The organism is Nocardia sp. NPDC050710, assembly GCF_040654375.1.
GTDB lineage: Bacteria > Actinomycetota > Actinomycetes > Mycobacteriales > Mycobacteriaceae > Nocardia.
Genome location: NZ_JBFAHV010000016.1, coordinates 62,867 through 75,645 on the forward strand (window position 1 = coordinate 62,867; position 12,779 = coordinate 75,645).

1 protein-coding gene (cut by a window edge) is annotated in these 12,779 nt (G+C 69.6%); it reads right to left on the bottom strand.

Translation table 11 applies throughout. The annotated features are described in order from the left end of the window. Nucleotides 1-12,779: the 3' portion of a non-ribosomal peptide synthase/polyketide synthase gene (locus AB0H61_RS24675; RefSeq protein ID WP_357308506.1), read on the bottom strand. It continues 12,595 nt past the right edge of the window; 12,779 of the gene's 25,374 nt are visible here — the last part of the coding sequence; its start codon lies beyond the right edge, outside the window; it ends in the stop codon at nt 1-3.

Here is a 12,779-nt window from a genome sequence, read left to right on the forward strand (position 1 = left end):
TCAGGCGCGGTGGGTGGAGTCCCACAGTGTCGACAGGACGTGGCCGATGCGGGCCAGGGCGGAATCGGAGGTCATCCGCCAGTGGGTGGCCGATACGGCATGGTTGTGCACGGTGCCGTCCACCGCGTCGGACCAGCTCGCGGCGCCGGTAGCGCCGGTCGGATCATCCAGCGACGCAGTGAAATACACCAGATTGCCCTTATACGGCCGTGGGCGATAGCGACCGATCAGCGCCAATGACCGAGTGCCCGCGTCCAGCAGCCTGCCGAGCCGGTCGGCGCCGAAGGAGGCGAATGGTTCGGGCAGCTCACCGATGCGCCGGGCCAGCTGCGCGATATCGAGCTCGGTGTCGGTCACACCGGCCTGTTCACCCAGCATTCCGCCGAGCAGATCCGCCACCGGCACCGTCGCGGACTCGGCTACCGCGACCGTGCGCGAGCTGTCCATCATGGCGAGCATCGCGACATGCTGACCCTCGTCCTGCAACTGGATCGCTACCGCGTGTGCGAGCACACCACCCAACGACCAGCCGAGCAGATGGTACGGCCCCTCCGGCTGCACGGCGCGGATCTCGCGGATGTAGCGCCGGGCCCACTCCTCGATCGAATCCGGCAGCGGTTCCGCCGAATTCAGCGCCGGTGACTGGAGACCGTAGATGCCGCGTTCCGGATCGATATGCGCGGCCAGACCGGCGAACGACCAGGCGACGCCTCCGGCCGGATGGACGCAGAACAGCGGTTCCCGCGCTCCTCCCGGACGCAGCGGCAACAGCACGTCGAAGGCGACCTCGGTATCGACGCGGCCACGGCCGGATTGCGCCGTTGCCAGCTGTGCGACCAACCCGGCGGGGGTCGGCGTGGAGAACAGCCAGACCACCGGAACCTGCTCGGCCAGTTCGGCGCTCAGGCGGGTGGTCAGCCGGGTCGCCAGCAGTGAGTTGCCGCCGCGTTCGAAGAAGCTGTCGTCCAGTCCGATCCGTTCGACCGCGAGCGCCTCGGCGAAAACGGCACAGACTGTCTGCTCCAGTGCCGTTCGCGGGGCACGGTATTCGCGCGCCTCGACCTCCGGTCGCGGCAGCGCGGCGCGATCGATCTTGCCGTTCGCGGTGAGCGGCAGCGCATCCAGTGGCATCAGCACCGCCGGAACCATATAGCTCGGCAATGTTTCGGACAGCGCCGAACGCAGAGCCGCGAGATCCTGCGGTGTGACCGCCGTGAAATAGCCGACCAGCATCGCGTTCTCACCGTCGGCCCGGTGTGCCACCACGATCGCGTCGGTGATGGCGGGCCGGGAGCGCAGCACGTATTCGATCTCGGCGAGTTCGATGCGGTAGCCGCGCACCTTGACCTGGAAGTCGCGGCGCTCGACATACTCGAGATTGCCGTCGGCGGCCCACCGCACCATGTCACCGGTGCGGTAGAGCCGGGTTCCGGCGTCGCCGAACGGATTCGCCACGAAGCGTTCGGCGCTCAGATCCGGCCTGCCGTGATAGCCGCGGGCCAGCTGCGCGCCGCCCAGATACAGCTCACCGGTCACACCGGCCGGAACCGGATGCAACCGGTCGTCGAGTACATAGACCTGGTTGCCCGCCTCCACCCGGCCGATCGGCACCACGGACCGGGATAGGGCCGAGCCGAGGCCGGTGGTCCGGTAGCGCGTCACCGAGACGGCCGCTTCGGTCGGGCCGTAGAGATTGTCGATCCTGGCGGTGGTCAGCGCTCCGATGCGGGTCACCGTCGCGGCGGGCAGCGCCTCACCGATCGCCAGCAGCCTGCGCAGCGAACGCGGCAGCCGCCGGTCACCGGATACCTCGGCCAGCATCGCCAGCAGCGAGGGCACCAGCGTCACCGTGGTCACCGAGGCGCGCCGGATCAGATCGAGCACACCCTCCGGATCACGCTGCGCCCCCTGCGGTGCCAGCACCACCCTGGCCCCGGTGCGCGGCGCCCACCAGAACTCCCATACCGACAGGTCGAAGGCCGCCGAGGTCATCAGCAGCGTGGCATCGTCGGCATCGAGCGCATACTCCGCCTGCATCCAGTCCAACTGGTGGGCGACGGCGGCGTGCGATACCGCGACGCCCTTCGGCGCACCGGTGGATCCGGAGGTGAAGATGACGTAGGCGGTATTGGCCGGGGTCAGCGGAGCCAGACGTTCGTCGTTCCGGATCGGGCCGGCGTCGAGGGCCGGATCGAGGGCCGAGATATCGAGCAGCACCTCGTGATCGGCAACCTCAGCGGGCAGCATCGGCCGCCGGGAGGAGGTCAACACCAACGCCGGATCGGCTGCCGCGAGCACGCCGATGGTGCGGTCCAGCGGGTGGGCCGGGTCCAGCGGTACATACGCGCCGCCCGCGGCCACCACCGCGTACATGGCGACCAATAGGTCGATGCTACGCGGAACAGCCAGCGCCACCAGCGATTCCGGTCCGATGCCGCGCCCGATCAGCATTCGGGCGAGCCGGTTGACGCGCGCGCCGAACTCGGCATAGGTCAGCGTGGTCGCGTCCTCGACCACCGCCACCGCATCCGGCGTCCTGGCGAGCTGCGCCTGGAATCCGGAGATCAGGGTGCCGGGGTCGAATGCGCGGTCGGCCCGGTTCCACCCGACGAGCATGCGCTCGGACTCGGCGGCATCCAGCAGTGTCAGATCACCGACCGCGAGCTCCGGCCGCGCGCGGACCGCGGCCAGGATCCGCTGCAACCGTCCCGCGAAGCCCGCGACCGTGGATTCGTCGAACAGCGCGGTGGCATAGGTGATCGAGGCCGCCAACCCGGCCGGGCGACCGTCGGCGTCATAGCGGTCGGTGACCACCAGGTGCAGGTCGAACTGGGAGACCTCGGAGTCGAAATCGACCGCGTTGGCGGTCAATCCGTCCAGGGCGAAATCGGCTTCGGCCTGGTTGTGGAAGGAGAAGCCGACCTGGAACAGCGGATGCCGTGCGGTCGAGCGCTCCGGGTTGAGCACCTCCACCAGTCGTTCGAACGGCACATCCGCGTGTGAGAAGGCGGACAGGTCCGCGTCGCGTACCCGCTCGAGCAGCGCGGTGAAATCCTCGGCGGCCACCACATCGGTGCGCAGTACCAGGGTATTGACGAACATGCCGACCACCTCGTCGAGTTCGGCCGCTCCGCGGCCGGCGACCGGGGTGCCGACGGCGATATCCGAGGTTCCGGACAGCCTGGCCAGCAGCAGCGCGAAGGCGGCGTGTACGACCATGAACAGGGTCGCTCCCCTGCTACGGCCCAATTCGGCCAGTCCGGCGTGGAGTTCGGCATCGATGCCGAAGTCCACATGCCTGCCGCGAGTGGAGACGATGGCGGGCCTGGGGCGGTCGGCAGGCAGATTCAGCTGGGCGGGCAGCGCCGCGAGCGTCTCGGTCCAGAACCCGAGCTGGCGCGAGACCAGCGACGCCGGATCGTCCTCCGAGCCGAGCAGTTCCCGCTGCCACCGGCTGTAGTCCGCGTACTGCACCGGCAATGGCGTCCAGCCGGGTGCAACGCCCCGTCTGCGGGCGGCGTAGGCGAGCATCACATCCCTGGCAAGCGGCACCAGTGAGGAGCCGTCCGCGGCGATATGGTGCACCACCACGACCAGCACGTGTTCGTGCGTTGGCCCCGGCTCCTCCCCGACCGGTGCGAACAGCCGGGCCCGCAGCGGCACCGCGTCGGCGACGTCGAAGCCCGCGCCGACGAAATCGGCCACCGCCGTGGCCAGATCGTCCGTCGGCACCGAAATCGGGGACAGCACTGGGGTTCCGGCGTCGGCCAGCGGAAGTACCACCTGAACCGGTCCGGATTCGTGCTGCGGGTACACGGTGCGCAGCACCTCGTGCCGCCGCACCACATCCACGATCGCGGCATTGAGCGCGGCGATATCGAGTTCGCCGCGCAACCGGACGGCGAGCGGGATGTTGTAGGCGGTGGACTGCCGATCCAATCGATTCAGGAACCACATGCGTTGCTGGGCCAACGACAGCGGCACCGGATCGGAGTCGGTGCGCCCGGCCAGTATCGGCCGGGTCGGCGCGGCGGCCGGATCGCCCGCTTCGACGAGCGCCGCGGCCAAGCCCGCCACCGTCGAGTGCTCGAAGATCATCCGCACGCCGACCGAGGTCCCGACCCGGCTGGCCAGGCGGGCCGCCAATTGGGTTGCGGTGAGCGAATTCCCGCCGAGGGCGAAGAAGTCGTCGGCTCGGCCGATCCGCGCCGGATCGTCGAATCCGAGCACCTCGGCGATGGTCTGGGCCACGGCGTATTCGGTGGCCGTCTCGGGCGCCCGGAACTCCGCGGTCCGGAACCTGGGCTCCGGCAGCGCCTTCCGATCGAGCTTGCCGACCGGTGTCAGCGGGATCTCATCGAGCACCGTGATCGCCGCGGGCACCATATAGGCCGTCAGCGACCGGCCGGCGAAGTCGGTCAGTTCATCGGTGTCTACCGTCCGTCCTGGCGCGGCGACCACGTAGGCGACCAGGCTGACGACCCCGTTGGCGTCGGTATGGCCGACGGTGACCGCGAACTCGACCGACTCGTGCGCGGTGAGTACCGCGTCTATCTCGCCGAGTTCGATGCGCAGGCCGCGCACCTTCACCTGCTGATCCGAGCGCCCGACGTACTGGATGGCGCCGGATCCGGTCCAGCGCACCAGATCACCGGTGCGGTAGAGCCGTCCGCCCGCCGGACCGTAGGGGTCCGCGATGAAGCGATCCGCCGAAAGTCCCGGTCGCGCATGGTATCCACGTGCCAGTCCCGGTCCGCGCAGATACAGCTCACCGGTGACGCCCACCGGCACCGGCTGCAATCGAGCATCGAGCACCGCCGCGGACATGCCGTGGATCGGGGTGCCGATATCGAAGGCGTCCCCCGGCCGCAGCGGAGCGCTGATATTGGTGATGACGGTGGTCTCGGTCGGACCGTAGGTGTTGTAGAACACGCGGTCCGTGGCCCAGCGCTGTACCAGATCCGGGCCGTAGGCCTCGCCGCCCACGGTGACATGCTCGAGTTCGGGCAGCTGGGCCGGATCGAGGGTCTGGAGCACCGCCGGGGTGATGAAGGCGTGGCTCACCCGCCGATCCCGGATGAGTGCGGTCAACTCCGCCCCGCCGTAGACCCCGGCGGGCGCGATCACCAGGGCCGCGCCCGCCGCGAGCGCCATCAGGAATTCCAGCATGGAGGCGTCGAAACTGGGTGAGGCCACGTGCAGCACCCGTGCGGTCGTGGTGACCCGGTACCGATCCCGTTGGGCGCGCGCCACTCCGGCGATACCGGCATGTGGGGCCACCACACCTTTGGGGATTCCGGTGGACCCGGAGGTGTAGATCATCCATGCCGGATTGCCCGAACGCAGCGGGCGCACCAGCTCGTCGTCACCGATCGAGGCGGCACTGGTATGCCGGAGTCTGGCCGCGGTCGCCGGGGTGTCCAGCACCAGCCATTCGGCGAGGCCGGGCAGTGCCGCGCGGACCGCGGCGACCGTCAGGCCGATGGCGGCGCCGGAGTCGGTCAACATATGCGCGATCCGGTCCGCCGGGTAGGTCGGATCGACCGGGACGAATGCGGCACCGGTCTTGGCGACCGCCCACACGGCGAGCACGGATTCGGATGATCGGGGAATAGCCACAGCGACAACATCTTCCGGGCCTACGCCGTGCCCGATGAGCATGCGGGCCAGCCGGGAGGACTGCTCGTCCATCGCGCGATAGGACAGCGCGAGGTCACCGCAGACGACCGCCGTGCCCTCGGGGTTCATCGCGACCGCGACCGCGATCAATTCCGCGAGGGTCTGCTGCCGCACCGGCTCGGCGCCGCGCCGAGCGAGCAGGCCGGAACGCTCGGCCGGGGCCAGCAGGTCCACCGCGCCGATCGCCGCCTCGGGATCCGCGGTGAGCGCGCCGAGCAGACGGCCGAAGCGGCGCAACAGGCCCGCGGCGGTATCGGCGTCGAACAGGTCTGTCGCATAGTTCAATTCGACACCGAGGTGACCGTCGGCATCCGGATCGGCGGCGACGGTGAACTGCATATCGAATCGCGCCACCGGCTCGTCGAATTCGACCGCCGCCAACTCCAGACTGGGCAGCGTGAAGGATTCGGCCGCGGTATTCAGATAGCTCAGCGCCACCGTGAACAAGGGGTGTCTGGCCCGCGAGGACTCGATGCCCAATTCGTCGACCACCCGCTCGAACGGGACGGTCGCGTGGGCGAACGCCGCCAGATCGGCCGCCTTCGTCGCCGCGAGCAATTCGGCGAAGGACAGGTCCGGTTCCGGTCTGGTGCGCAGCACCAGCGTATTCACGAACATGCCGACCAGGTCGTCGAGCGCGGCCGCGCCGCGACCCGCCACCGGGGTCCCGATGGCGATATCGGTGGCCCCGGACAGCCGCGCCAGCAGCACCGACAGCGCCGCGTGCACGACCATGAACGGGGTCGCGCCGTGGCGTGCCGCGAGATCACGTACCCGATCGGCGACGCCGCCGCCGATTCTGGCGCGGATATTGCCGCCGCGCTTGGAGGCGATGGCGGGTCGTGGCCGGTCGGTGGGCAACGCCAGTTCGTCGGGCAGGTCGCGCAGCGCTTCGGTCCAGTACGACAGTTGTTCGGCGGCCACGGCTGCCACCGACTGCGCTTGCCACAGCGCATAATCCGCGTACTGGGCCGCCAACTCCGGCCAGACCGGCGCGGCGCCGAGTACCCGAGACAGGTACGCCGAGAGCAGGTCGCGCAGCAGCGGATATATCGAATACCCGTCGGCGGCGATGTGATGCAGCACGGCGACCAGTACGTGGCTGTCGGCCGTCTCGCGCAGCAGCACCGCACGCACCGGCACCTCGGTGGTGACATCGAAACCCGCGGCGAGGAATTCGGCGATCCGATCATCGAGCGCGCCGTCCGCCGATTCGACGGCCAGCCGCACCGTGGCCTGCTCCGCGGGCAGAACCATCTGGTGGCCGACACCGTCGGCATCGGCCGGGTAGACGGTGCGCAACGCCTCATGCCGAGCGACCACATCGGCGAAGGCGGCGGCCAGCCCGACCTCGTCCAGCTCGCCCCGGATCCGCATCGCGGCCGGAATATTGTGCGCCGCCGAAGCCGGGTCGAGCCGGTTCAGGAACCACATGCCCCGCTGTACCGGCGCCAGCGGCACGACCTCCGGCCGCGGGCCCGCGATCAGCGGCAGCACCTGCTCGGCGGCGTCGGCCTCGGCGGTGATGCGTGCCGCGAGGGCACGCACCGTCGGCGCCTCGAAGAGCAGCCGCACCGGAACCCGCCTGCCGAGCCGCTCGCTCAGCCGGGCCAGCACCCGGGTGGCGCTGAGCGAGTTCCCGCCCAGGTCGAAGAAGTTGTCGTCGGCGCCGACGCGGCCGCCGTTCAGCACCGTCTCGTAGGCCGCCGCGACCAGCCGTTCGGCCGGGGTGATCGGGGACCGATAGGCGATGCGGTCGAACTCCGGTTCCGGCAGCGCCGCGCGGTCCAGCTTGCCGGAGGCATTGAGCGGGAACGCTTCCAGCGTCACCAGCGCCGATGGCAGCATGTACGACGGCAGCGCGGCCGCGGCCGCGGACATCACCTCGGCCTCGGAGATCCGGACCCCGGGCCGCGAGGTGAGGTATCCGACCAGATGATCGCCGCTGACCCGGGCCGCGGCCTGGGCGACCCCGGGTACCGCCGCGAGTACGGCTTCGATCTCACCGAGTTCGATGCGCTGGCCACGGAACTTCACCTGGAAATCGGTGCGGCCGAGGTACACCAGCTCGGCCACCGGACCGCTGGTATCCCAGCGCACCAGATCACCGGTGCGGTACATGCGTTCGCCGGGCCGCCCGAAGGGGTTGGCCACGAACCGATCCACGGTGAGATCCGGCCGGCCCTGGTAGCCGCGGGCGAGCTGGGTGCCCGCCAGGTACAACTCCCCCGCAACCCCGGGCAGGGTGGGGCGCAGCCGCGCATCCAGCACGTACACCCGGCTGTTCCACACCGGGTTGCCGATCGGCACGACGGTCCGCTCGGTCTCGCCGGTCACATCGCGATAGGTGATGCTCACCGCGGCCTCGGTGGGGCCGTACAGATTGTGCAGGCGCGCGGAGCCGACCGCGCCGAAGGCCCGCACCGTCTCGGCGGGCAACGCCTCCCCGATCACGAACACCATCCGCAGTGTGGCGAGTGCATCGCGCAGCCCGGCGGTTTCGATATGCCCGGCGAAGACGCTCAGCATCGACGGCACGAAATCGGTGACGGTGACGCCGTATCCGCCGATCACCTCGGCGAGATATCCCGGGTCACGATGGCCGTCCGGGGTGGCCAGCACCAGTGTCGCGCCGACGCGCAGCGGGAGGAAGTAGCCCCAGAGCGATACGTCGAAAGTGGTGGCGGTCTTCTGCAGGTACACGTCGTCGGCGATGAGCTGGTACTGCGATTGCATCCAGGTCATCTGGTTGACGATCGCCGCGTGGGACACGCTGACGCCCTTGGGCTTCCCGGTCGAACCGGAGGTGAAGATCACGTACGCCGGATGTCCGGGGTGGACGGGGGCCGTGCGCTCGTTGACCGCGATCGGGTCATCGGCGTACCCGTCGAGCACGGCCGTATCGACACATACCGTCGGCCCGGTACCGCCGAAGTCGTCCACATCCGCGGCCGTGGTCAGCAGCACGGCCGGGCGTGCGGTCTCCAGGATGTGCGCGATGCGCCGGGCCGGGTGATCCGGATCGATCGGGACGTAGGCGCCGCCCGCCTTGAGCACCGCGTACATGGCCACGACCAGATCGGTGGACCGCCGAATGGCCAGCGCCACCAGCGATTCCGGGCCGACGCCCGCCTCGATGAGGTGTCGCGCCAGCTGATTGGTGCGCCGGTCGAGCTCACCGTAGGTCACCACGGTGGCATGCGCGCCGCCGTCGGGGACGTACACCAGTGCCGGATCATCCGGGGTGGCGGCGGCCTGCGCTTCGAACTCGTCGAGCAGCAGTTCCGCGACGAACGCGGTATGCGCGGAATCGTTCCACTCGGTCACCACCCGGTGCAGTTCGCCCGGACCGAAGAGATCGATATCGCCGACCACCCGGTTCGGATCCGCGGTCACGGCGGCGAGCAGGCGCAGGAATCCGGCGCCGAATCCGGCCACCGTGGATTCGTCGAAAAGATCGGTGGCGTAGCTGAATCGGAGCGCGTCATCGGTGACGGTGAGCTGCACATCGAATCGGGTGGTCTCGTAGTCGAGGCCGTATTCGGCGATCCCGACACCCGCCATCTCGATATCGACCGGCGCCAGGTTCTGGAAGAACAGCGCGACCTGGAACAGCGGATGCCGCGCCTCGGACCGCGGTGGGTCGAGCACCTCGACCAGACGCTCGAAGGGCACGTCGGCATGGGCGAACGCATCCAGATCGGCCTCGCGCACCCGGCGCAGTACTGCGGCGAACGGGTCCGAACCGGGGATCTCGGTGCGTAGTACCAGGGTGTTGACGAACATGCCGACCAGGTCGTCGAGCGCGGCGGAACCGCGACCCGCGATGGGTGCGCCGATGGCGATATCGGCCGTCCCGGAGAGCCGGGCCAGCAATACCGCGAGCGCGGCGTGCACGACCATGAACGGTGTCGCCTCGTAGCGCGCCGCCACGGCGGCGATGCCACCGCGCAGTGCGGGATCGAGCGGCAGCGTGGTAGCGGCCGCCGTATGGGTGGCCACGGCCGGGCGCGGGCGATCCGCGGGCAGGTCGAGCTGCGCGGGCAGGCCGCGCAGTGCCTGCTCCCAATACCGCAGTTGCTGGGCGGCGACCGATTCCGCGTCATCTTCGGCGCCGAGCAGCTCGCGCTGCCACAGTGCGTAGTCGGCGTACTGGACCGGGAGTTCCGACCACTCCGGCCGCGCACCGGTGGCGCGGGCCGCGTACGCGAGGGCGATATCGCGGGCCAGCGGGCCCATCGAGAAGCCGTCGGCGGCAATGTGATGTACCACGAGAGCGAGCAGATGCTCACCTTCCGCGAGCCGAGCCAGCCCGATCCGCAGTGGCACCTCGGCCGTCACGTCGAAGGGGGTCGCGACGAATTCGACCAATGCCTCGGCGACCCCGGCCGCATCCATCCGCACCAGCGGCGGCACCCGATCGGTACCGAGAATCCGCTGGTAGCCGATGCCGTCGACATCCGGGTAGACCGTGCGCAGGGTTTCGTGCCTACCGATCACATCCGCGATGGCGGCGGTCAGCGCCGCGGTGTCCAGCGTGCCGGTCAGCCGGATGACGACCGGGATATTGTTCACCGTCTCCGCCGGATCGAACCGGTTCAGGAACCACATGCGCTGCTGCGCGGGCGAGAGCGGAACCAGCTCAGGGCGCGGCCGCGCGGTCAGGGCAGGGCGATTGCCGGTGCCGCCGTGCCGGTCGACCTGTGCGGCGAGCCCCGCGACGGTGGGCGCCTCGAACAGCATGCGCACCGGGATCTCGGCGGCCAGTTCGGCGCCGAGCCGGGCCGCGACCCGGGTGGCGATCAGCGAATTGCCGCCGAGAGCGAAGAAGTCGTCATCGGCGCCGACTTCGGCGATACCGAGCAGCTCACCGAATACGCGCGCGACGGCCCGCTCGGCGTCGGTCTCGGGCGCGCGGTAGGTCGCGGTCTCGAAGACGGGTGCGGGCAGCGCCTGACGATCGAGCTTGCCGGAGGCGTTCACCGGGAACGCGTCGAGCAATACGAATGTCGAAGGCACCATATAGGCGGGCAGTTCGGCGCCGAGTCCGGCACGCACGACGGCGGTATCGACGGCACCCACCAGATAGGCCACCAGTTGATCACCGAGCCGCTCGTCGGCGTGCACGACCACCACGGCCTGTTCGACGGCGTCCATCGCGGTGAGCGCGGCCTCGATCTCACCGAGCTCGATGCGCAGGCCGCGCAACTTCACCTGGAAGTCGGTGCGGCCCAGGTACTCCAGCTCACCGTCGGCGGTCCAGGTGACCAGGTCACCGGTGCGGTACATGCGAGCGCCCGGCGCGCCGTAGGGGTCGGCGACGAAGCGGTCCGCGGTCAGATCCGGCCGCGCCACATAGCCGAGCGCCAATTGCGCGCCCGCCAGGTACAACTCGCCGGGTACCCCGATCGGCACCGGTCGCAGCCGCGAATCCAGTACCAGCAGACGGGTATTGAATACCGGCCTGCCGATCGGCACCGAGGCCGTATCGGCGTCGGTGACCTCATGGAAGGTGACGTCGACCGCCGCCTCGGTCGGACCGTACAGATTGTGGACGCGGGCGCCGGTGAGCTCCCGTGCCCGCTGCGCGGTGGCCGCGGGCAGCGCTTCGCCGGAGGCGAAGATCCGGCGCAGCGTGCGGCATTCCCCGGCCTTCGGCTCGGTCAGGAATACCGCGAGCAACGCGGGCACGAAATGCACGGTGGTGATCTGCTCGGCGACGATCAGCCGGGCCAGGTAGGCGGGATCGCGGTGGCCGTCGTGGCGCGCGATCACCAGCCGGGCGCCGACCTGCAACGGCCAGAAGAACTCCCATACGGACACGTCGAAGGTGGCGGGCGTCTTCTGCAACACCGTGTCGTACCCGCGCAGCCCGTACCGGTCCTGCATCCACAGCAGCCGGTTGACGATCGCGGCATGCGAGACCGCCACACCCTTGGGGCGTCCGGTGGAACCGGAGGTGAAGATCACGTAGGCGGGGTGACCGGGGGTCGGGGTGCCGAGCCGTTCCGCGGGGGTCAGCGGCTCGGCGGAGTAGCCGGTGAGATCCAGGTCGTCGATCCGGATCCGACGCGCCGCGACAGCTTCCGGGTCGACACCGGAGGTCAGTACGCAGACCGGTCGCGCCGTCCGCAGCACATAGTCGAGGCGCTCGGCCGGATGATCCGGATCGAGCGGCACGTACGCGCCGCCCGCCACGGTGACGGCGTACATCGACACCACCAGATCCAGCGACCGCCGCATGCCGAGTGCGACATACGAATCCGGGCCGACGCCCTGCGCGATCAGGAAGCGCGCCAGCCGGTGCACCCGGCCCGCGAACTCGGCATATGTCAGCATCGCGTTGCGATTCGATGAGGGGCGGTGGTCGGGCGACGGGTGGGCAAGACTTGCCCCCTCGAAGGTCACGGCGATCGCGTCGGGGGTTCGGCGCACCTGCTGCTCGAACAGCGAGATCAGCGTGTGCTCGGTGGGCGCGGGGCGCGCGGTGTCGTTCCAGCGCTCCAGGATCAGTGTGCGCTCGGCGGGGTCGAGCAATTCGATATTACCGACCGGTACGGTGGCGTCGCCCACGGCTGCTTCGAGCACCCGCACGAATCTGACCGCGTACGCCTCGACGGTTGCCCGGTCGAACAGATCCGTCGCGTATCGCAGCACGGCGCGCAGCGCGGTACCCTCGCCCGCCCGGTGCTCGGTCAACTCCAACGCCAGGTCGAACTGCGCGATCCGGTTGTCGATCGGATAAGCCGACACCTCGAGACCGGGCAGCCGCAAGACCGAATCGTCACGGTGTTCGAAGGTCAGCAGGGTCTGCACGATCGGCGAGTGTGCTTGCGAGCGGACCGGATTCAGCTCGTCGACCAGTCGCTCGAACGGCAGGTCGGCGTGGGCGAAGGCGCGCACATCGGTATCGCGGACCCGGCCGAGCAATTCAGCGAAGGATGCCTCGGCGGGGACCGTGGTGCGCAGTACCAGGGTATTGACGAACATGCCGACCAGCTCGTCCAGGGCTTCCTCGGCCCGGCCCGCGACCGGGGTGCCGATGGCGATATCCGCCGTGCGCGCCATCCGGGACAGCAGGGTGGCGTAGGCGGCGTGCA